A 23,099-nucleotide genomic window follows, 5' to 3' on the forward strand; every position below is an offset into this window, starting at 1 on the left:
ACTTAAAAAGAGTTTTCAAACTACACAATCACTACTTTTTTTTTACATAAAAAATCACAAAGTACTGTAAAACAAGGGTTTTTTTGTTAAATATTAAAAACCCAACTACTTTTTGATTGTTTTAAAAAAAGTCATTCTTTAATCCAGATAACTTTACATTAATGAAATCTGAAAGGCTAATAATAGAATTATTCAAGCCATTTTAGACTTCCCAAAAACAAAATTTCTAACAACCACAAAAACCACGAATTATGGTACAAATGAAAAAAAGCATGCATTGCATTCTTCTTTTATGCAGTATACTGTTTATTATGCCTAGCATGATTGCCCAAACAACAATTAAAAATGTCTCGGGCGTTGTCATGAATCAAAAAGGAGAAACCTTAATTGGCGCAAGTATCGCTATAAAAGGCACCAATATTGGAACAATTACAGATGTAAACGGAAAATTTACTTTGCCGTTAAGTACTGTAAAATCACCTATAATTATCATTTCGTTTATTGGATTTAATACCAAAGAAGTGAGTCCTACAAGTCAAAATTTAAAAATTACACTTACGGAGAATTCTAATGAACTACTAGAAGTCATTGTTCAAGTAGGATATGGAACAGTAAAGAAAAAAGACGCAACAGGTTCTGTTTCTCAAATTTCTGCTAAGGAATTCAACAAAGGACAAAACGTTACTCCTGAAAGTTTAATTAGCGGTCGTATCTCTGGTGTGAACGTTACAGGAGGAGGATCTCCTGGTGCCAAAGCAGATATTCGTATTCGTGGAGGATCTTCATTGAATGCTTCTAATGACCCTTTAATTATTTTGGACGGTTTACCATTGAGCAACGCTGTTCCTTCTGGTTCAACAAGTATTTTATCTACTATTGACCCTAATGACATTGAATCTTTTACCGTATTGAAAGATGCCTCAGCAGCAGCGATTTATGGCTCTCGTGCTGCCAATGGTGTGATTGTGATCACTACTAAAAAAGGAAGCAAAGGTCGTATAAAAGTAAATTTCAGCTCTCAAGTGGGTGTGAATACAGTTGCCAACACAGTGGATGTTTTGAGTGCCGACCAATACAGAGCTTTGGTAAACGAAAAAGGATCTGTTGCGCAAAAAGCATTATTAGGAACTGCCAACACTAATTGGCAAGACCAAATTTTCCAAACAGCATTAACGGTTAACAATAATATTTCAGTTAGTGGCGCTTTGTTTGACAAAGTACCCGTGCGTTTATCAGTAGGTAATGTGGACAATCCTGGGATTTTGAAAAACACTAGTTTTGAAAGAACAACAACTTCGGTTGCTATCAACCCCGTGTTATTTGACAAACATTTAAAAATTGACATTAGCGGAAATTTATCTTTTGGTAAAAATCGTTTCCAAGATGAAAATGCCGTAATCGGTAGTGCTATTGGATTCGACCCAACCCAATCGGTTTACCAAGAAGGTTCTCGTTATGGAGGTTATTTCGAATGGCTAGAAGCCAACGGAAATTTACCTTTACTACCAGCTAGAAACCCTGTAGCTAGACTAAATCAAGATGAAAGAAGAGCAACCTCAACTAGAAAATGGGGAAATGTACGATTAGATTATAAGCTTCATTTCTTTGAAGATTTGAGAGTGGTGGCTGAAGCCGGAATCGATAGATTTGACAGTAGCGGATTTACAGAAGTAAGTAATCTAAGTGCCCTAGGGTATCAAGCAACACCTTTTAGTGAAGGAAACTGGACGAATGTAGGAAACTATTCTAGCTATACTGATGGCCTTCAAAACAAAAACTTAAATACCTATTTGAACTATTCTAAAGCTATTGGAGGGCTTAACATAGATGTAACTGCTGGTTATAACTACCAATTGTTTCAAAAAGTAAAATATGAAACGGGGGAAACTAGACAACCTACGCCTAATGAAGATGTAACAACAGATCCGGACATCAACTTACAATCCTATTTTGGACGTTTGAACTTAGGATATGACAGCCGTTATTTATTGACTTTAAACTATAGAAGAGATGGAACTTCTCGTTTTTCAAAAGAAAACAGATGGGGCAATTTTGCAGGAGCAGCTCTAGCATGGAATATTGCCGAAGAATCTTTCTTGAAAGATAATGAAACGCTTTCAGGTTTAAAATTAAGATTTGGTTACGGAACAACTGGTCAACAAGATATCTCGGCTTCTTATGATTATTTGAGAAGAGTAACTTTAGGTTCTGTAAATACTCAATATGTTTTTGGGAACACGGTTTATGCTACAGCAAGACCAGAAGGATACAACCAAAACATTAAATGGGAAGAGTTATCAGAAATGAATGTAGGGATGGACTACGGCTTCTTCAACAATAGAATTACGGGATCTATCAACTATTTCGACAAAAAATCAAGCGACTTATTAGCAGATGTATTGGTTCCTGATGGTGCCAATTTAAGAAATCAAGGTTTTAATAATATTGGAACTTTAAGAACAAAAGGACTTGAATTCAGCATCGAATCGGATATTATTAAGACCGAAAAATTAACTTGGAATCTAGCTTTTAATGTTACTCATATCAACCAAAAAATCACAGATTTAGGTGCAACTGTTCCTGGGTTTACAGGATATGCTGTTGGAGATATTACAGGAGGTGCCAATAATAAAATACAGATGAATGCTGTAAATTCTTCACCAAACTCGTTTTTTGTTTTCGAACAGTTATATGATGCCAATCAAAGACCTATTCAAGGTGCATATGTAGATAGAAATGAAGATGGTAAAATTGATGATGGAGATCGTTACAAATTTCACAAAGCAGCTCCTGATTATACTTTTGGATTGTTCTCTACTGTAAACTACAAGAATTTTGATTTCACCATGAACTGGAGAGCAAGCTTAGGAAATTACATTTTTGACAACGTAAGTTCTGACAAAGGGTATTTGCTTGCTGGATTAAGAAGAGATACGGATTTATCTAATATAAGTACTGATTATAACAACACTGGATTCACCTTTGAAGACAATGGTACACAACGTTATTTATCGAATTATTTTGTTAAAGAAGCTTCTTTCATCAAATTAGACAACGTGACGGTGGGCTACACTTTAAACAAATCATTACTAAAAGTAGCCACTTTAAGATTCAATTTAGGAGTTCAAAATGTTTTGACATTGACTAAATATGATGGCTTAGATCCTGAGAAATTCAACGGTATTGACGGTAATGTCTACCCTAGAGCAAGAACTTTCTTATTTGGTGTAAATGCAAGTTTCTAAATAACAGGTTGAAAATAATAATTTAAAAATTAGACAAAATGAAAACATCATTTAAATATATATCTTATTTCTTCCTAATGATTTTAGGAATGAGTATGACCTTTAGCTCGTGTACGAGCGACTTAGACGTAACACCAAAAGATGACGATGAATTTCTTTCGGAAACGTTCTTTAAAGACCCCGCTTCCTACAAACAAGTATTAGCCAAATTATATGCTGGATTATATGTAGGTGGTAATGACGGAGATGGAAAAGCAGATATTTCTGGAATTGGAGGAGATTTTAGTAGCTACTTGCGTTTGCTTTTTGTAATGCAAGAATTCACTACAGATGAAGCGATTATTGCTTGGGGTGATGGAACATTACCAACCTTAAACTCTCAAACTTGGGCCCCGGCTAATGAGTTTTTATATGGTACGTATTCAAGGGCTTTTTATGAAATCAGTTTAGCCAATGAGTTTTTAAGACAAACCGCTGATGACAAATTAACTGCTCGTGGCGTTGATGCCAATCTAAAAGCTGACATTGCTAAATTTAGAGCTGAAGCCCGTTTTTTAAGAGCTTTCTCTTATGTGAATTTAATGGACTTATTTGGTAATGTGCCAATTACAACTGAAAACGACCCTGTAGGTTTCTTTTACCCAGAACAAAAATCAAGAGCTGAAGTTTTTGCTTATATCGAAAGTGAATTGAAAGACCTTGATAATAGTTTGGTCGCTTCAAAAGCTAATGAATACGGAAGAATTGATAAAACAGCTGCTAAATTTTTATTAGCTAAAATATATTTGAACGCTAAAGTTTATACAGGAACTGAAAGATTTAATGACGCCGCTAAATTAAGTACAGACATCATTACCAATTCAGCATACACTTTTGCTAATGTTCCTTACAAACATTTATTCTCTGCAGATAATAATAGAAATGGTGCACAAAGCGAATTCATTTTTCCTGTAGTAAGTGACGGAAACGCAATTCGAGCAACAGGTGGAGGAATGAGTTTTATTCTTCATGCCTCTATTGGAGGAACGATGGATGCTGCTGCTCAAGGAATGAATGGTGGATGGCAAGGGATCAGAACAAGAAGTGAATTTGTTTCTAGTTTTGGAACTCCTACAGGTGAATTTGATTTTTTTCAAACAAAAAATAAAAATTTAGCTGCTCAAACAGGTATTTTAGTTAATAAAGATGGTAAAGCTTTTGATTCAAACGATAAAGTTGAAGGTGATGCAGGTTTTGATAATAACAAAACCTACTTATTTAATTTATCTACAGGAAAAATTAGTTTAAATGGTGTTGAAGTTTCTGCTCCTTCAGGACAAAATAAACCTGTAAGCTTAGGGAAACAAAAAGTATGGTCTGACAAGAGACTTAGTGCTTACACTCCTGGTCAAACTTTAAGCATTGCCAATGTAGGAACCTTTACCAACGGATATGCGGTAACCAAATACACCAATGTTAATTCTGACGGCACTGCAGCGCAACGTAACGATATTCCTGATACAGATTTCCCTATGTTCCGCTTATCAGATGTGTATTTAATGTATGCTGAATGTGCTGTACGTGGTGCGGCTGATGCCAATATGACTACTGCAGTTGGGTACATCAACAAATTAAGAGATAGAGCTAGTGCTTCAACAATTGTAGCTGCAAACATGAATCTTAATTTTATTTTGGAAGAAAGAGGTCGTGAATTATTTTGGGAATGCCACCGTAGAACGGATCTAATTCGTTTTGGAAAATTCACTGGAGGAGATAAAATTTGGGAATGGAAAGGTGGGACTCAAAGCGGTGCTGCAACTGCATCCTTTAGAGATCTAATGCCTATTCCTGCTAAAACAATCCAAGCAAACCCAACATTAAAACAAAACCCAGGATACTAACTAACCACCAAAAAAAATTATAAAATGAAAAACTTACACAAAATCTTAATCGCTTTTATTAGCGTACTAGCAGTTTCATGTACTGCTGATGATGTAGAAAACAGACCCTTAGTTGAAAAAATATCAACTCCAGAAATGAATGCTCCTTCAACTGGCAAGCAATATGAATTAATAGAAGACAATGCCAATAATGACGCAGACCGTTTTGTATGGAAAGCCGCAAAATACTCTGAATCAGTTGTTGTAGAATATACTTTAGTAATGGATGTTTCCGGTGGTGATTTCAAAACTCCACAAACATTAATAAAAACTAGCGATGCTACTCAAGCAGCAGTTCTTGTTAAAAACTTAAATCAAGCCGCTATTGAGCTAGGAGCTGTTCCTGGAATAGCCAAACAATTCGATGTAAAAGTAATGTCATCTGTTTCTGGTGGAGTTCCAATGACCTCTGAATCACTAATTACCATTAGTATCAACGCTTATTCAGGATTGATTGCTTATCCTTTTACCGATTGGTATTTAGTAGGTGATGCTTCAGTAGCGGGTTGGGATAATAATAAAGACAACCAACCATTATTTAGAAGTGGAACCAATCCTAAAGAATACAAATTCACGGGTTACTTTAAAGCAGGTGCATTCAAATTAATTTCCACTCTAGGAAAATGGACACCAATGTACGGTAAAGGTGCTGGTGGAACAATCGTTGCAAGAGCTACAGAAGCTGATCCAGATCCAGCTAGTTTTGAAATCGCTACGGCAGGACACTACACTTTCACTATGAATACAACAACTTTGACTTATACATTAGTTGCTTATGATGCTACTACAGCGACTAACTACGCAAGAATTGGATTCTTGGGCTCTTCAAGAACTGGAAATGATGCTGGATGGGCTGGTGATGACACTGAGATGACTAGATCTACTTTCGATTCTCATATCTGGACATTAAAAGTTACTCTTTTTGACGGTAAAGGAAAATTTAGAGCTAACAATGCCTGGGATAAAAGCTGGGGTGGAGATACTGCTTTCTCAAGTATAAGTGGTGGTGGAGACATTCCAGTAGCACGTTCTAAATATAAAATCTTATTCAATGATTTAGATGGCAGCTACATGATGTTCCCAAATCAAGAATAATTAAAAAGCTTACTAATTCTCAATATGGGGCTATCAACTAGATAGCCCTTTATTTTACTATTTTACTATTTTCTTATTTTATTTACTGTTTTGCGTTTTGTCAAATCGAGCGAAGTCGAGATTATTTAGTTCTACTGTTCAAGATGTAACCTGTCCTAGGCAACAATTGAGGGGCTCAACCTGACAATAGTAGTAACCATAGACCCGTACATTTAAAAGTTAAATGGTGTTTCACCAACCAAAAAAACCAATAAACCATGAAGAAATTTTTACTCATACCCTTCCTTTTTCTAATAACCACTATATCTTTTGCTCAATCTACCACTACCCCATCTCCTGCAATTGCAACAGGAATAGTAACCTTAAATTTTAACAAAACGGGGACTCCGCTATCAAGTGAAACGGGAACTATTTATGCACATATCGGACTCACTGTTGATGGTGATCAATGGCAAAATGTAAAAGGAAGTTGGGGAAATAATACCACTCAACCTACATTGACCTTAGTTTCTGGAACAAATTATAAACTAGACCTTACCCCTGATTTGTTTGCTTATTTTGGAGTACCAACTTCTAGTTCGATTACCGAAATATGTGTCGTACTTAGAAATAGCGCTGGAAATGTACAAACGGCTGATACTTATTTTAATGTTGGTGCATTCCAATTAACATTAAACACACCCGTTGAAAACAGCTCGACCATCATAAACTCTGGCGGAAATTTTACTATTTCGGCAAATAACACTGGAGGAAATGCTAGTTATACTTTAAAATCAAATGGCGTAACTGTTAATTCGAATGCTTCAACTGCAAATTACAGTTATACTCATACCAATCTTACTGCTAACCAAAACTATGAACTAATAGTAGTTAACGGTAGCACAACTATTACTAAGAAATTTGCTGCGATTGTCAATCCTGGAGCTGTTTCTGAAACAATGCCAAGCGGACTTGAAGATGGAATCAATTATAATCCTTCGGATGCGACCAAAGCTACTTTAGTTTTGGATGCCCCATTAAAAGATTTTATTTACGTTGCAGGAAGCTTCAATGATTGGAAACCAACTTCGCCTTATGCCATGAAAAAAGATCCAACTACTGGGAAATTTTGGTTAGCGTTATCAGGTTTGACTTCTGGTACAAATTACACCTATCAATATTGGGTGGGAGAAACAACACCTATTGCCAACTCGCCTGCACTTGTAAAAACAGCTGACCCTTATTCTACTCTGGTGCTTTCTCCTTTTGATGACCCTTCGATTCCAAGTGCATCATATCCAAATTTACCTGCTTACCCAGTAGGACAAGAGCGCGAAGTAACCGTTTTGCAAACAGGACAAACTACTTATGCTTGGAGTACTGCAACCACCAACTTTGTAAAACCTGAAAAAGAAAAATTAGTAGTTTATGAAGTACTGGTACGTGATTTTGATTCCAATAGAAACTTTCAAGACCTCATCAACAAGATTGATTATTTCAAAAATCTAAAGATTAATGCTATCGAATTACTTCCTATAATGGAATTTGAAGGCAATGAAAGCTGGGGTTATAATACGTCTTTTCATATGGCTTTGGACAAATATTATGGAACTTCAGATAAGTTTAAAGAATTTGTAGATGTATGTCATCAAAACGGAATTGCGGTTATTCTTGATGTGGCTTTGAATCACGCATTTGGACGCAACCCAATGGTTAGAATGTGGATGAACGATCCTGATGGAGATGGTTGGGGTTCTCCAACTACTGAAAATCCTTATTTTAACACCGATGCAAGACACAGTTATAATGTAGGGAACGACTTCAACCACCAATTACCAAGAACACAATATTATGTAGAAAGAGTCATCAAACAATGGGTTCAAGAATATAAAATTGATGGTTTTAGATGGGATTTAACCAAAGGATTTACGCAAAATTGCCCATCAAATGTTTCTGGTGGTCAAGATGCTTGTACCAATAATTACCAACCAGACAGAGTAGCCGTTTTAAAAAAATACGCTGACTATTCTTGGAACTTAGATCCAACTCATTACACTATTTTCGAACATTTGGGAACCAATAACGAAGAACAACAATGGGCAAATTATAAAATCAATGAAACACCAAGCAAAGGAATTATGATGTGGGGAAAAATGACCGACAATTACAATGAATTATCAATGGGATACCAAGCCAATATCTCTAATATGACCAGTGCTAGTCGCGGTTTTAATTCAAACCGATTAATAGGTTATGCCGAAAGTCATGATGAAGAACGTTTGATGTACAAAAACCTGCAATACGGTAACAGTGCTAATTCAGCTCATAATGTAAAAACACTAGATGTTGCCTTATCAAGAATGTCGGCAATTGGAGCGGTTTCTTTGTTGGTTCCTGGACCAAAAATGATTTGGCATTTTGGAGAATTAGGAATGCATGAATCCATATATACTTGTAACAACGGGACAGTCAATACTGCAGGTGACGCAACTGCAGGTGACTGCAAACTAGACACCAAACCACAACCACAATGGGTTGAAAATTGGTTAGCAGTCAATTCAAGAGCAAAAATTTATAACGATTGGGCTAAAATGATTGCTTTAAAAACTACTGAACCTGTTTTTCTAGGAACCGCAACAATTAATAATAGCGCTTCATTGACACAGAACATCAAGATTACCAACTCTTCATTAGCTTCTAGCGAACTTAAAGATGTGATTATTTTGGCCAATTTTGATGTCACTACCCAAAACATGACTGCAGGATTTCCATACACTGGAACTTGGTACAACTTGATGGACAATACTTCTATCAATGTTAATACTACTGCAGATCAAATTAGTGTTTCAGCTGGTCAATTTAAAATTTACGGAAACAAAAACTCCGTTGCATTAAGCACTGAAAAATTTGCAAATGATTTAGATATCATACTATATCCAAATCCTGCTCATTCGTTTTTTAAACTGAATAAAACTGTTGATCAAGTGTCTATTTACGACTTAACAGGAAAAGAAATACTTCATTTTGAAGGAGACTTTAACGAAAATCATGCGTTTTCGATCACTACTATTCCTGCTGGAATTTATTTAGTAAAAACTCAAAACAATCTAGGTCAAACAACCATAGTAAAACTGGTGAAAAACTAAAAATCAACAATTTGAAATCCATACAACAGTATATTAAAAAAAGTATTTTCATAACTTTAGTAGCAATACTATCCTGGAATTCTCATGCCCAAATCCAAAGAGTAGAACCTCCTTATTGGTATGCGGGCATGAAAAATTCGGAACTTCAGATTTTATTTTATGGCAAAAATATAGCCGAAAAGGAAGTTAGTGTTTCCAATGACATTCGCATCATTGAAGTCAAAAAAACAAAGAATCAAAATTACCTTTTTGTAACAATCGACACCAAAAATGTCAAGGCTCAAGAAGTTCAATTTTCTTTTTCGAAAAAGAAAAAACAGTCTATTACACAAAAATATGTGCTGAAGGAGCGAAGAGAAAATTCTGCTTTACGCAAAAGTTTTGATGCTTCAGACTTGATGTATTTGTTAATGCCGGATCGTTTTGCAAACGGAAACCCAAAAAATGACAATGATAATAAAGTATTCGAAAAAGCCAACAGAAGTCTTTCTAGCGGAAGACACGGCGGCGATATTGAAGGAATTATCCAAAATCTAAATTATATCCAAGAACTGGGAGCCACGACGGTTTGGTCCACACCCTTGTGCGAAGATAATGATGCACAAGGTTCGTATCACGGCTACGGACAATCGGATGTGTACCAAATCGACCCACGTTACGGATCCAATGAAGATTACTATAGGTTATCGAATGAGTTACATAAAAAAGACATGAAGCTAGTCATGGATTATGTGACCAACCATTGGGGAGCCGAACATTGGATGATTAAAGATTTGCCAACTTATGATTGGATACATCAATTTCCAGGTTATGCACAAACGAATTACCGAATGACGACTCAGTTCGATCCCAATGCCTCTAAGATTGATGCCAAATTATGTGCCGATGGCTGGTTTGTAAAATCCATGCCCGACTTAAATCAGTCCCATCCTTTGGTATTGAATTATTTGATTCAAAATGCAATTTGGTGGATAGAATCTGCCGATTTGGATGGTTTTCGTGTAGATACGTATTCGTATAATGACAAAGTAGGAATCGCCAAATGGACTAAAGCCATCACCAATGAATATCCCAATTTTAATATTGTAGGTGAAGTTTGGATGCAAGACCAAGCGCAAATGGCTTATTGGCAAAAGGATAGTAAAATTGCGGCTATTCAAAACTACAATTCCCATTTACCAACTGTCATGGATTTTACCCTTATGGATGCAACGGCAAAAGTTTTTGATGAAAACGAAGCTTCATGGAGCAACGGTTTGATTAAATTCTATGAAAACTTTGCCAATGACTTTCTATATCCAAATCCAAACAATATTCTAACTTTTGTCGAAAATCACGACACCCAACGCTTTAACGAAATCTATAAAAAAGACTTTAAAAAATACGCTATGGCGATGAGCCTTCTGGCAACGGTTCGTGGAATTCCACAAATTTATTACGGATCCGAAATTGGAATGGCGGGCGATAAAAACAAGGGTGACGGAGCGATTCGATTAGATTTTCCAGGTGGATGGAAAGGCGATACCAACAATGCTTTTACCAATGAAGGAAGAACTGCAGAGCAGCAACAATATTTTGATTTTAGTTCGAAATTGTTTCAGTGGCGCAAAAGCAATGAAGCGGTACATTTTGGAAAAATGACGCATTACATTCCGATGGACAATATTTATGTTTACTTCAGATATACTGATAAAAAAACCGTGATGGTTATCATGAATAACGGACTGATTACTCAAAACATCAAAACCAACCGTTTTGCCGAAAATATTAAAGATTTCAAAATTGGAAAAGAGGTACTAGCTGGCAAATCCATTTCATTAGAAAACGAAATTTCCATTGCTCCACAATCTGTTTTGATTTTAGAATTAGAAAAATAAATCTGCTTGAACTAGAAATTATTTGGCCACAGCTTTAATCAAGAATCTGTGGCTAAAATAATTTTGTTTTAGCCCACATCATATTTCATTTTTCGCAATACTCGCAACGCTTCCTTAAAGGATAAATAAATTTTCGGGAAAGGTTTGAGTAGCGTTTTGGCGTCTACCAACCTCTCTTTAGCATCGTCAAAACCATTGAGATAGCAAATCATAAAAGTAGAAGGTAGGTTTTCTAAATCCTTTTGTTCTCTAGGAGTCAGTACTACTCTCTTTTCTAATTTATTCAGTAATGAAATGTTGGAATTGTAAATATGAAAAAGCATTTTTTTGTTGAATTCGGGAGGTTGAAACAACATTTCACTTTCAATTTTGTAATATCCGTTTTCGTAAAAATAGATTTTTTGTTGTTCTAATGGATAATAACTCGTTTGATCGTTCAGCCCCAAAGGTACATACTCAATAATGGTAAACGAATGTTCGTCGTAGGTAATCGTAACCACATCTTGCGCGGAATAAAACAACTTAATTTGCTCGTTGATTAACTCAATATCTACTCGAGACAAATACGGAACGTTGCGAACTACTTTTGGAATTCCAGCCCAACAAATCACAAATAATTCTTTGAAAACCTTGTACTTTGGCGCCATGTCTTTGTGGCGGAAATTCATAAAATCAAAAACGCCATCTAGAGTGTGCTGAATATTATTTCGCGAATGATTTTCGATTCCGATTACAGTTTCGGTGTTCTGAAAGTTCTTTTCGACCTTTTCTTCGGTTGGCATCGTATTACTCCCTACTCTAACAAAAACGCTATTGACGGGAATGGTATGAATTCCTTTTTTGAAAAAAGAAACATTTTTCTTAGGCTTGATAGTTACCAAACCCACTACTTTGTCTTTGGGTAAATTTGGAAAAGGTATATTCTCGTACTGAATTTTAGGTGGATTTTCGAGATAAGCATTAACCAAATTCTGAATGCGACTATCATCAAAGAAATCATCTCCTACAATTTCATTATCTTGATCTTCGACCCCAACTACTATATAAGAATTATTGGCCGGATTGGAATTGGAGAGTGCGCAAATATGCTTTAGAAACTTTGCCTTGCCTTCGCGTGTATGCAAATTCAATTGACGCTTTTTGTCATAAAAACTGCTCTCATCATTGTGAGCCAGTAGATTTTTTATCAGGAGCCTTTTGTTAATCATATGATAAACAGAATTATTGAGGCTAAATTTACGTAAATAATATTTTCTAAGTTTCTAAGATGCTGAGTTTCTAAGTTATTCTAATGTTATATCTTTTAAATCATTCCAGAAAATCAACAATCATAACTCGTTAATCAACAATCGTTAATCTTTTTTTACCGTTCCAACAAATCAAAAATCGTTAATCGATAATCGATAATCTGCAATCATCATTTCTATTCACAATCGTAGAACTAGCTTGAGCCGTACTCATGACCACCAAATCGGCGATATTAACATGATACGGTCTTGAAATTACAAATTGAATGATATCCGCAATATCTTCTGCTTGCAGTGCATCAAAACCTTTATAAACATTAGATGCTTTTTCTATATCTCCTTTGAAACGAACAGTACTAAACTCCGTTTCGACCATTCCGGGGTGTATCGCACCGACTTTTATATTATACGGATTCAAGTCGATTCGCATCGCTTGATTAAGTGCGTCAACAGCATGTTTGGTGGCACAATAAACGTTTCCGTTGGGATATACTTCTTTTCCAGCTGTGGAACCTATATGTATGATATGACCTGATTTCCTTTCAACCATTTGTGGAATTATTGCTTTGGAAACATACAAAAGTCCTTTTAGATTAATGTCAATCATTTGATCCCAATCATCAATATTTCCATTTTGAATAGGGTCTAATCCGTGTGCATTTCCAGCATTATTAATCAATACATCTATTGTAGAAAATGCTTCAGGCAAGGATTGAACTTTTTCAAAAACAGCAGTTTTATCACTGACATCAAAACAAAGAAGATGAACCGACGTCAATGTTGATAGCTCTCGATGCAGTTCCTTCAAAGCCTCTATTCGCCTACCACAGATAATAATTTTATAATGCTTTTGCGCTAATAATGTGGCTGTTGCCCTTCCTATTCCACTAGTTGCTCCTGTAATTAAAACTGTTTTATTCATTTGTTATTTTTTTACTTGAAAAACTAAGATTTTTTGAATTTTTTGAATTTTATTTAAAGTTCTTAAAAAATTAAAAATTGTATCACAATTCGACCTTAAAATTAGGGGTTTACTAGAAGTTTTAACCATTTATTAACATCTTTCCTCTAAAAAAAAATTCAATTTGCACTACCAAAACAAAAGCGTTAATCACAAGGTTTTAAATAAAAAGATAATGGAAGAAAATACTGCGACTTTAGACATTAGAGCGATCAATGAAAAGATAGAAAGAGAAAGTGCTTTTATAGACCTTCTTACAATGGAGATGAATAAAGTGATTGTAGGCCAAAAGCACATGGTAGAACGTTTGCTTATTGGGCTTTTGGGACAAGGTCATATTCTTTTGGAAGGTGTTCCTGGTTTGGCAAAAACATTAGCAATCAATACGCTTTCACAAGCGATACACGGTTCTTTTAGTAGAATCCAGTTTACTCCCGATTTATTACCTGCCGATGTGGTAGGAACTATGATTTATAACATTAAAGCAAATGAGTTCTCTATCAAAAAAGGACCTATTTTTGCCAATTTCGTCCTTGCCGATGAGATTAACCGTGCGCCTGCCAAAGTACAATCAGCTTTGCTAGAGGCGATGCAAGAGAAACAAGTTACTATTGGTGATACTACTTTCAAACTAGAAAGACCATTCTTGGTTTTGGCAACTCAAAACCCTGTGGAACAAGAAGGAACGTACCAATTACCAGAAGCACAAGTCGATCGTTTTATGTTGAAAACAGTGATTGATTACCCTAAAATGGATGAAGAGCGCTTGGTTATTCGTCAAAACTTAAAAGGTTCTTACGAGAAAGTAAATCAAGTGGTATCTGTAGAGCAAATTTTACGTGCTCAAGAAGCCGTTCGTGAAGTATATATGGACGAAAAAATCGAGAAATACATTCTTGATATTGTTTTCGCCACTCGTTACCCAGAAAAATACAAATTGGCAGAATTGAAACCATTGATTAGTTTTGGTTCTTCACCACGTGGAAGTATCAACTTAGCCAATGCGGCTAAATGTTATGCTTTTATCAAACGTCGTGGTTATGTAATTCCAGAAGATGTTCGTGCCATAGTACATGATGTATTGCGTCACAGAATTGGACTTACTTACGAAGCAGAAGCAGAAAACATCACTTCTGTAGACATCATCAACAAAATCATAAACGAAGTAGAGGTACCTTAAAAGTCCTTAGTACCTAGTAAATATTCCTTAGAATTGCGTCATGTTAAATCTAAGGACTTTGGACTAAAGACTAAGGACTAAGAACAAAAAAATGGATACAAAAGACCTTTTAAAGAAAGTACGAAAAATAGAAATCAAAACCCGAAGATTGAGCGATCATATCTTCTCGGGTGAATATCATACGTCGTTTAAAGGACGTGGGATGACTTTTAGCGAAGTACGCCAATACCAATATGGTGACGATATTCGTGCTATTGACTGGAACGTAACGGCTCGTTATAACGAAGCGCACGTAAAGGTTTTTGAAGAAGAACGAGAATTGACCATGATGTTAATGGTGGATATTTCTGGTTCTGAAAGTTTTGGTTCTAATGCCGCATTCAAAAAAGACATTATTACTGAAATTTCAGCTACAATGGCTTTTTCAGCTACTCAAAACAACGACAAAATTGGACTGATATTGTTCTCGGACCAAATCGAATTGTATATCCCACCCAAAAAAGGACGTTCGCATGTTTTGCGTATCATTCGAGAATTAATCGAATTTCAACCTAAAAGTCAGAAAACCGATTTGGCGCAAGCTTTAAAATTCTTGTCAAGTACTCAGAAAAAGAAAGCGATTGTTTTCTTGATGTCCGATTTTATGGTTTCGGATTACGAGCATACGTTGAAAATCGCAGCCAAAAAGCACGATATCACAGGAATTCGTGTATATGACATTCGAGAAGAAAAGATGCCAAACCTTGGAATGGTAGAAATGACCGATGCCGAAACTGGCGAAAACATGATTGTAGACACTAGTTCAAAAATGGTTCGAATGAATTATGAAAAATACTATCAAGAGCAATTGAATTATTTCAAAGAAACTTTTAGAAAATCAGGCTCTGGTGTTGTAAACACTAGAGTTGATGAAAGTTATGTAACGAAATTGCTGGGGTATTTTAAGTCGAGATGATGATTAACGAATAGTGATTTTTGATTTGTTGGAACGATTGAAAAGATTAACGATTTTCGATTAACGAATAGTGATTTTTGATTTGTTGGAACCTATAAAAGATTAACGATTGTTGATTAACGAATAGTGATTTTTGATTTGTTGGAACCTATAAGAGATTAACGATTGTTGATTAACGAATAGTGATTTTTGATTTATTGGAACCTATAAGAGATTAACGATTGTTGATTAACGAATAGTGATTTTTGATTTGTTGGAACCTATAAGAGATTAACGATTGTTGATTAACGAATAGTGATTTTTGATTTATTGGAACCGTTAAAAAACATTAACGATTTTTGAAGTTGATTAAATCGAATAAAATGAACAAACATATATTAGAAGACAGGTTAATTGACTTTGCAGCTTTGATTATAAACATATCAGATAATTTCAAGAAAAATTACGCTGGAAATCATTTGACTGGACAAATTATTCGGTCAGGAACGTCTCCTGCTCTAAATTATGGAGAAGCTCAAAGTGCAGAAAGTCATAAAGATTTTATTCATAAAATGGGAATTTGTTTAAAAGAGTTAAGAGAGACTTTTGTTTGTATAAAGATTATTGAAAAAGCAAAACTAACAACTGATATAAACACTTTGACTATTGCAAAAAATGAAGCTAATGAATTAATATCAATTTTTGTAGCAAGTATTAAAACATCAAAAAATAATAATGATAGAAAAGAATAACGTTCTCTTGTAACTAATTTAAAATAGATAAAATTCAATCAACTTTAATAAAAAATAATTCCAAAAAATATTATTAGAAAACAATAACGTACTTGTTTAACAAATCTGAAATCAAAAATCGTTAATCAATTTTAAAAATAATGATAGAAAAGACTAACATTCTCGCTTAACCAATCTGAAATCAAAAATCGTTAATCGAAAATCGTTAATAATTTCAAAAATACCAATGAAACATATACTTTACATATTCCTCCTTTTTTCAGCCTTCGTTTTTGGACAACAAAAACGTGTTGAAACAAGTATAGATACCACAAAAAATAAGATTGGAGCAGAGTTTAAATTGACTCTAAAAACTTCTGTTGATACTTTATCGAAAGTAAAATTCCCAAATCCAAAGAACTTTGGTGCACTAGAAGTTATTCGCTCCTACCCGATTGACACGGTAAAAAACAACGACCGTTACGAGTTAATCAAAAGATACGGTTTGACACAATTTGATTCAGGACGCTATGTGATTCCGAGTATCAAAGTGATGATTAACAACAAAGCTTTCTTGACCGATTCTATTGCTGTTGAAGTTGCCACTGTACAAGTGGATACATTAAAACAAAAAATGTACGACATCAAGGATGTGGTAGCTGTTGACAGTCCGATGGGCAATTGGTGGAAATGGCTTTTGGGAATCATTCTATTAGCTGCCATTGGTGCCGCTGTTTATTGGTACACTAAAAAATACCAAAAGAAAAAAATTGAAGAAGAAGTTTATAAAACGCCTATCGAAAGAGCTACGATTTTAATGAACTCTTTGGAACAAAAAGAACTTTGGCAAAAAGGAGAAATCAAAGAATATTATAGTGAACTAACAGATATTGCTCGTAATTATATCGAAGAAGCGATTGATATTCCAGCGATGGAAAGCACGACTTCTGAATTGATTGCTGGATTGAAAGCGGCTTCTTTGAAAAAGAAAATGAAACTTTCTCAAGAAACTATAGACAATTTAGAACGTGTTTTGAAACAAGCCGATTTGGTAAAATTTGCGAAATCCAAACCAATGGAATTCGAAATTACAGAAGACCGTAACAAAATTCAAAAGGCGATTGTTGTACTAGACAGCGCCATTCCCGTTGAAGTTGTAGACGAAGAAGAAATGTTGTTAAACGAAATGCAACGTCAAAAACAAGTACAATTGCAATTGGCAAAAAAACGTAAAAAACGCATTCAAATTGCGATTGCTTCTGTGGTATTTGTGATTTTTGCGGTTCTGGCTTTCTTCATTGCAACCAGAGGATTTGAGAATGTAAAAGACACTATTCTTGGGCATGAAACCAAAGAATTACTAGAAGGAGAATGGATTAAAAGTGAATACGGAAATCCATCGGTAATTATTGAAACACCAGAGGTTTTGAAACGTATCGATTTGAAAAAATCATTACCAAAAGACGGTTTGGCATTGGTAAAGGAAATGCAATCTTTTGGATATGGAAGTTTTCTTGATAACTTTTATATCATGGTTTCTACTATGAAATACAAACAAGAAACCAAAACAGATTTAAGTAAATCTGTAGAAGTTACTGTTCAATATATTGAATCACAAGGCGCACAAAATATGATTGTCAAACAAGAAGATTTTGAAACTCCCGAAGGTGTGAAAGGGGTAAAAGCATACGGTACTTTTGTGAAATTGAACGAAATTACAAAAAGCAGTCAAAAAATGTTCTACGAAATAGTATTATTTGGTCAAGATGGAGGTTTGCAACAAATCATGATTTTGCATGAAGAAGGCGACCATTATGCCAATGACATTGTGGATCGAGTATTAAGCTCTGTCGAATTAAAACAAATTGAAAAATAATGGAAAAGATAACATTTTTAAACCCCCAATTTTTTTGGTTGTTTCTTCTAATTCCATTTGCTATTGCTTGGTTATTTTGGAAAAGAAAACATCAAAACGCAACCTTAAAAATTAGTTCCACCAAAGGATTCAAAGGTTCGACTTCATTTTTAGTAAAATTCAAACCGTATTTGGGTGTTTTGCGAATCATCGCCTTATGTTCCTTAATCATTGCCTTGGCTCGGCCAAGAACAGTGGACATTAGCAACAAAACAAAAACTACCAAAGGAATTGATATTGTCATGGCAGTCGATGTTTCTGGAAGTATGTTGGCCAAAGATTTAAAGCCCAACCGAATGGAAGGCTTGAAAGAAGTAGCGGCAAATTTCGCATCAGAAAGACCTAATGACCGAATTGGCTTAGTGGTTTATGCTTCTGAAGCTTATACTAAAACTCCCGTAACAAGTGATAAAGCAGTAGTTCTTGAAGCGATTAAAAGCATCAAATACGATCAAGTTTTACAAGACGGAACTGGAATCGGAATGGGATTGGCAACAGCTGTAAACCGTTTGAAAGACAGCAAAGCCAAAAGTAAAGTCATTATTTTATTGACAGATGGGGTAAATAATGCCGGTTTCATTGAACCAGAAACAGCAGCAGATATCGCTAAACAATACGGAATTAAAGTGTATACCATCGGAATTGGAACTAACGGAATGGCCGAATTTCCGTATGCACAAGCACCAAACGGAGAGATATTGTTCCAAATGATGAAGGTGGAATTAGATGAACGCTTAATGCAATCTATCGCTAAGAAAACAGACGGTAAATATTTTAGAGCAACCAGCAACAGTAAACTAGCCGAGATTTATAACGAAATCAACAAGCTAGAAACTACCGAAATCGAAGAACTTAAGTTTTATGATTACGACGAAAAATTCAGAGGTTTTGTATTATTCGCTGGATTGTTATTGTTGATAGAAGTAGGAATGAGAAACACGGTTTATAAAAGCTTTATATAAAGCTTTAACCGCCAAGATCGCAAGAAAGTAGCAAAGCACGCAAAGCTTGGCGAACTTCGAGAAAATAACCTGGCGAACTTTGCGGTTAAACAGCACAATACAGAATTATGGAATTAGACGAACGCAATTATTTATACTTACTTTTCCTGTTACCACTTTTGGTAGCACTTTTCTTGTTCAATATGTATTGGAAAAGAAAAAAGCAAAAGGAATTTGGCTCTATCGAAGCTATTAATCAATTGAGTCCAGAACGCTCGGTTTTCAAACCTGTTTTGAAATTGATTGTAATAGCATTGGCTTTTTTGGGATTGATTTTAGGATTGGTAAATCCAAAAATCGGAACCAAAATGGAAACCGTAAAACGAGAAGGAATAGACATCGTTTTTGCGATGGACGTTTCCAAGAGTATGTTGGCCGAAGACATTGCACCAAGCAGATTGGAAAAAAGCAAGCAATTAGTATCTCAAATTATCAGTCAATTAGGTAACGACCGCATCGGAATCGTAGCTTACGCCGGAAGTGCTTTTCCAGTTTTACCAATTACTACCGATTACAGTGTAGCCAAAATGTTTTTGCAAAGTATGAGCCCAGATATGGTTTCGTCCAAAGGAACATCCTTGGATGAGGCGATAAAATTATCGGCTACTTATTTTGATGATAAAAGCAAAACGAGCAAATTGTTGATTTTGATTTCAGATGGTGAAGACCATTCAGATGGTGCTTTGGCAGCAGCCGAAGAAGCAAACAAACAAGGAATGCGCATCATCACTATTGGAGTTGGTACCGAAAAAGGAGCTACTATTCCCCTTAAAAGAAATGGTGTAGTAGAAAGTTACCAAAGAGACAAAAACGGAGAGGTTGTTGTTACTAAATTAAACCAAAAAAGTTTAGAAACTATCGCCAAAACAACCAAAGGCGGTTACATTAATGGAAACAACACTAAGGAAGTGATGGAATACATCAAAAACACTTTAGATAACATTCAGAAAACCGAATTTGAAGCCACGCAAATGGCCGACTTTCAATCACAATTTCAGTGGTTTTTAGGTTTTGCTTTTGTATTGTTATTCGCTGATATCTTCTTGTTGGACAGAAAAACAAGTTGGGTGAAAAAGTTGAATTTATTTAATGAAAAAGAATAATGCCGTTCGAAGAAATTGCAAAATTGTATCCAAATAAAATGAAAACAATATTCAAAATATACTTATCAATAACGCTACTTTGTGGACTAGGAAGCTATGCCCAACAAAAAGACGATGCCTTACCCAAAGCAAATGAAGAATATGCTGCCAGTAAATTTGTAGATGCCGAGGCCAATTATAGAATTTCGGGTGCAAAATTCAATAACAAAGCAGCTGCCAACTACAATCTTGGAAACTCCATTTACAGACAAAATCAAGCTTCCGAAGCCAAATATGCTTTCGCAACGGCCATAGAAAAAGCAAAAACTAGAAGTCAGAAACACAAAGCATTTCACAATCTAGGAAATGTTTTCATGAAAGAGAAAGATTATACGCAAGCAGTAGAAGCCTACAAAAACGCCTTACGCAACAATCCATCTGATGATGAAACCCGTTACAATTATGCTTTGGCTAAGAAAATGCTAAAAGACAATCCTCCTAAAAACGACAATAAAGACAAAAATAAGGATAAGGATAAAGACAAGGATAAAGATAAAGACAAAAATAAGGACAAGGACAAAGATAAAAAGGACGATAAAGGCGACAAAGACAAGGACAAAAAAGATGGTGATAAAGATAAAAAAGACCCCAACAAAGGCGACAAGCCGAAAGATGAAGGTCAGCCAAAACCAAATCCTAGTGGAATATCCAAACAGCGACTAGAAAACATGCTAGATGCTGTAAACAATGAAGAAAAGAAAATTCAAGGAAAAGTAAACGCCAATAAAGTAAAAGGGAAACCGGTAGACACAGATAAAGATTGGTAATAAATGTAGTTATGAGTTATAAATTAAGAGTTCTTAAGTTCTGAGACGTTATGGTTTGTATTCGAATAATGGGATTTATCATATTCAATTACTGTAGCAGAATAACTTAAGTATGGATTAACGCACGCAATGACTTAATTCAATTTATAAAATAAAAAAGCACAAACGATTAAATAGTAAAATGAAACGATTAGTATTAGTAGTATTTTTAATTTCGCAAGCAGTCATGGCACAAATTCAGTTTGAGGCCAGGGTAAGCAAAAACACGCTTGGAATAAATGAGAGACTGCGCATCGATTTTTACATGAATTTTGATGGCGACAACTTCACTGAGCCTACTTTTGATGGTTTTAGGATAATTGCTGGACCAAGCCAACAAGTAAGTCAATCATGGGTAAACGGTAGAAGCTCTTTCGAAAAAATGTACTCTTATTATTTAGTCCCCAACCATAAAGGAAATATCGTAATCAAGGGAGCAACTATAGAATATGACGGAAAAGTATATAAAACATCCAATGTTAAAATCAATGTAACCGATGCCGTTCAACAACCCCAACAAGGCCAACAGCAACAATACGGAGACCCGAATGAACCAGCTGTTTCAGCAGATAACAACCTCTATCTCGTTGCTGATATTTCAAACACAAATCCGTATATCAACGAGCCGATTACGGTGGTTTACAAATTGTGGTTCAGCTACAACATCGGAATTACTAATTGGAAGGAACTCAACAAACCCAAATACAACAACTTCTGGAGTCAAAATATTGACATCAAGCAATTAGTAGGCGAAGAAGGACAGTTCAAAGGCCAAAAATACCGCTTTGTAGTTTTAAGAAAAACGGTTTTATACCCACAAAAATCGGGTAAACTAGACATCGAACCGCTATCCTTAGACATCGATGTACAATTGCCTACCAATCGTCGTGACATTTATGGTCGTATGCAAGTAACCGAGACCAACAAACGCGTCTCTGCAGGTAGCAAAACCATCAATGTAAAACCATTGCCCGAAGCAGGAAAACCAGCTGATTTCACAGGTGCTGTAGGGAAATTTGATTTCAAAGTTACCCCTTCTAAGACCAGTTTGAAAAACGGCGAAAGCTTAGATTTACTCGTTAGCGTAACCGGAAAAGGAAACATGAAATTGTTTACCTTACCAAAGCCTGTCGTTCCCAACGCACTCGAAATGTACGATGCCGTACACACCGATAAAGTAGAAACGCCACTTTCTGGAATGACCGGAAGTATATCCGATAGTTACACCATTGTACCACAATATAAAGGCAGTTACCCAATCAAACCAATTCAGTTTAGCTACTTTGATTTGGGTTCCAAAACCTATAAAACGATTAGTTCTCCAGAAATTATGATTGATGTTCTCGAAGGTCCTACAGATACAAGAACAGATTCAACTGCTGGTAACAAACAAAAGGTGATTGCTCAAACTCAGTTTAAATATGTCAAGACTAAAACCGAATTGACAGCACTAAATGAAGATAATTTCTTAGGCTCAAATTTGTTCTTCGGCTTGTTATTTGCACCGTTCCTTTTGTTGCCAATCATCATTTTGGCCAAGAAGAAAAAAGAAGCTATCGATGGCGACGTTTTTGGAAACCGCATCAAAGCCAACAACAAACTGGCTAAGAAATATTTGTCTGAAGCCAAAAAACAACTGGCCAACAAAGAACCATTTTATGTGGCGCTAGAAAAAGCCATGCATAATTTCTTGAAAGCAAAATTGCATATCGAAACCTCCGAAATGAGTAAAGAAAATATTCAAGAGTTGTTATTGAACAAAGGTGCCGAACCAACAGCTGTAGCCGACTTTATCAACCTGACCGAGAACTGCGAGTTTGCTCGTTACGCACCAGCATCTAGCGCCACCATTCAGGAGGATTTTGACAAAGCCGTGATGATTATCTCCAAACTCGAAAAACAAATAAGCTAGCTTAGTGAA

Annotated in this window: 15 protein-coding genes; 13 read left to right on the forward strand and 2 right to left on the reverse strand. The window is 35.5% G+C overall.

The genetic code is table 11. The features are described 5' to 3' along the window. The first annotated feature begins 251 nt into the window (after positions 1 to 251). The 5 genes from ABZP37_RS03060 (at position 252) to ABZP37_RS03080 (ending at position 11,261) form a co-directional block, all read left to right on the forward strand. Complete coding sequence (locus tag ABZP37_RS03060) at positions 252 to 3,245, forward strand: TonB-dependent receptor (RefSeq protein WP_366185531.1); 2,994 nt, start codon at positions 252 to 254, stop codon at positions 3,243 to 3,245. 38 nt (positions 3,246 to 3,283) lie between these two features. Further along, positions 3,284 to 5,125: a RagB/SusD family nutrient uptake outer membrane protein gene (locus tag ABZP37_RS03065; RefSeq protein ID WP_366185533.1), complete on the forward strand. Its 1,842-nt coding sequence runs from the start codon at positions 3,284 to 3,286 to the stop codon at positions 5,123 to 5,125. Positions 5,126 to 5,149: 24 nt separating this feature from the next. Further along, positions 5,150 to 6,259: a SusE domain-containing protein gene (locus ABZP37_RS03070; protein ID WP_366185534.1), complete on the forward strand. Its 1,110-nt coding sequence runs from the start codon at positions 5,150 to 5,152 to the stop codon at positions 6,257 to 6,259. Between the two features lie 257 nt (positions 6,260 to 6,516). Then, a complete protein-coding gene (locus tag ABZP37_RS03075; RefSeq protein WP_366185536.1) occupies positions 6,517 to 9,384 on the forward strand; it encodes an alpha-amylase family glycosyl hydrolase in 2,868 nt (955 codons plus the stop codon). Between the two features lie 20 nt (positions 9,385 to 9,404). Then, positions 9,405 to 11,261 (forward strand): glycoside hydrolase family 13 protein, encoded by a 1,857-nt coding sequence (locus ABZP37_RS03080; RefSeq protein ID WP_366187467.1) that lies wholly within the window; start codon positions 9,405 to 9,407, stop codon positions 11,259 to 11,261. 68 nt (positions 11,262 to 11,329) lie between these two features. On the opposite strand, the gene ABZP37_RS03085 is transcribed toward ABZP37_RS03080, so the two are convergent. Further along, a complete protein-coding gene (locus ABZP37_RS03085) occupies positions 11,330 to 12,469 on the reverse strand; it encodes an ATP-binding protein (protein ID WP_366185538.1) in 1,140 nt (379 codons plus the stop codon). Between the two features lie 181 nt (positions 12,470 to 12,650). After that, entirely contained in the window at positions 12,651 to 13,430 is a 780-nt protein-coding gene (locus tag ABZP37_RS03090; RefSeq protein WP_366185540.1) for an SDR family NAD(P)-dependent oxidoreductase, read from the reverse strand. A 214-nt stretch (positions 13,431 to 13,644) separates the two neighbouring features. Between ABZP37_RS03090 and ABZP37_RS03095 the strand changes: the two genes are divergently transcribed. From ABZP37_RS03095 to ABZP37_RS03130, 8 genes are all read left to right on the forward strand, one after another. Next, positions 13,645 to 14,649: a MoxR family ATPase gene (locus tag ABZP37_RS03095; RefSeq protein ID WP_366185541.1), complete on the forward strand. Its 1,005-nt coding sequence runs from the start codon at positions 13,645 to 13,647 to the stop codon at positions 14,647 to 14,649. A gap of 91 nt (positions 14,650 to 14,740) precedes the next feature. Continuing rightward, a complete protein-coding gene (locus tag ABZP37_RS03100; RefSeq protein WP_366185542.1) occupies positions 14,741 to 15,604 on the forward strand; it encodes a DUF58 domain-containing protein in 864 nt (287 codons plus the stop codon). A 362-nt stretch (positions 15,605 to 15,966) separates the two neighbouring features. Further along, positions 15,967 to 16,335 carry a four helix bundle protein gene (locus ABZP37_RS03105; protein WP_366185543.1) on the forward strand — a complete coding sequence of 123 codons (369 nt, stop codon included), beginning with the start codon at positions 15,967 to 15,969 and terminating at the stop codon, positions 16,333 to 16,335. Between the two features lie 226 nt (positions 16,336 to 16,561). Further along, a complete protein-coding gene (locus ABZP37_RS03110; RefSeq protein ID WP_366185544.1) occupies positions 16,562 to 18,190 on the forward strand; it encodes a hypothetical protein in 1,629 nt (542 codons plus the stop codon). After that, on the forward strand, positions 18,190 to 19,191 hold the full coding sequence (locus tag ABZP37_RS03115; protein ID WP_366185545.1) for a VWA domain-containing protein: 1,002 nt from the start codon (positions 18,190 to 18,192) through the stop codon (positions 19,189 to 19,191). The genes ABZP37_RS03110 and ABZP37_RS03115 overlap by 1 nt, the downstream gene beginning before the upstream one ends. A 107-nt stretch (positions 19,192 to 19,298) precedes the next feature. Next, complete coding sequence (locus ABZP37_RS03120; RefSeq protein ID WP_366185546.1) at positions 19,299 to 20,333, forward strand: VWA domain-containing protein; 1,035 nt, start codon at positions 19,299 to 19,301, stop codon at positions 20,331 to 20,333. 38 nt (positions 20,334 to 20,371) lie between these two features. After that, on the forward strand, positions 20,372 to 21,139 hold the full coding sequence (locus ABZP37_RS03125; RefSeq protein WP_366185547.1) for a tetratricopeptide repeat protein: 768 nt from the start codon (positions 20,372 to 20,374) through the stop codon (positions 21,137 to 21,139). 181 nt (positions 21,140 to 21,320) lie between these two features. Continuing rightward, a complete protein-coding gene (locus ABZP37_RS03130) occupies positions 21,321 to 23,090 on the forward strand; it encodes a BatD family protein (RefSeq protein ID WP_366185548.1) in 1,770 nt (589 codons plus the stop codon). Positions 23,091 to 23,099: the final 9 nt, after the last annotated feature.

Source organism: Flavobacterium ovatum (assembly GCF_040703125.1).
Lineage (GTDB): Bacteria > Bacteroidota > Bacteroidia > Flavobacteriales > Flavobacteriaceae > Flavobacterium > Flavobacterium ovatum.

Bases quoted from the DNA above. Each gene is read 5' to 3' on its own strand.
- ABZP37_RS03060 (WP_366185531.1), top strand. From the start codon at position 252: ATGGTACAAATGAAAAAAAGCATGCATTGCATTCTTCTTTTATGCAGT.
- ABZP37_RS03065 (WP_366185533.1), top strand. From the start codon at position 3,284: ATGAAAACATCATTTAAATATATATCTTATTTCTTCCTAATGATTTTA.
- ABZP37_RS03070 (WP_366185534.1), top strand. From the start codon at position 5,150: ATGAAAAACTTACACAAAATCTTAATCGCTTTTATTAGCGTACTAGCA.
- ABZP37_RS03075 (WP_366185536.1), top strand. From the start codon at position 6,517: ATGAAGAAATTTTTACTCATACCCTTCCTTTTTCTAATAACCACTATA.
- ABZP37_RS03085 (WP_366185538.1), bottom strand. From the start codon at position 12,469: ATGATTAACAAAAGGCTCCTGATAAAAAATCTACTGGCTCACAATGAT.
- ABZP37_RS03090 (WP_366185540.1), bottom strand. From the start codon at position 13,430: ATGAATAAAACAGTTTTAATTACAGGAGCAACTAGTGGAATAGGAAGG.
- ABZP37_RS03095 (WP_366185541.1), top strand. From the start codon at position 13,645: ATGGAAGAAAATACTGCGACTTTAGACATTAGAGCGATCAATGAAAAG.
- ABZP37_RS03100 (WP_366185542.1), top strand. From the start codon at position 14,741: ATGGATACAAAAGACCTTTTAAAGAAAGTACGAAAAATAGAAATCAAA.
- ABZP37_RS03105 (WP_366185543.1), top strand. From the start codon at position 15,967: ATGAACAAACATATATTAGAAGACAGGTTAATTGACTTTGCAGCTTTG.
- ABZP37_RS03110 (WP_366185544.1), top strand. From the start codon at position 16,562: ATGAAACATATACTTTACATATTCCTCCTTTTTTCAGCCTTCGTTTTT.
- ABZP37_RS03115 (WP_366185545.1), top strand. From the start codon at position 18,190: ATGGAAAAGATAACATTTTTAAACCCCCAATTTTTTTGGTTGTTTCTT.
- ABZP37_RS03120 (WP_366185546.1), top strand. From the start codon at position 19,299: ATGGAATTAGACGAACGCAATTATTTATACTTACTTTTCCTGTTACCA.
- ABZP37_RS03125 (WP_366185547.1), top strand. From the start codon at position 20,372: ATGAAAACAATATTCAAAATATACTTATCAATAACGCTACTTTGTGGA.
- ABZP37_RS03130 (WP_366185548.1), top strand. From the start codon at position 21,321: ATGAAACGATTAGTATTAGTAGTATTTTTAATTTCGCAAGCAGTCATG.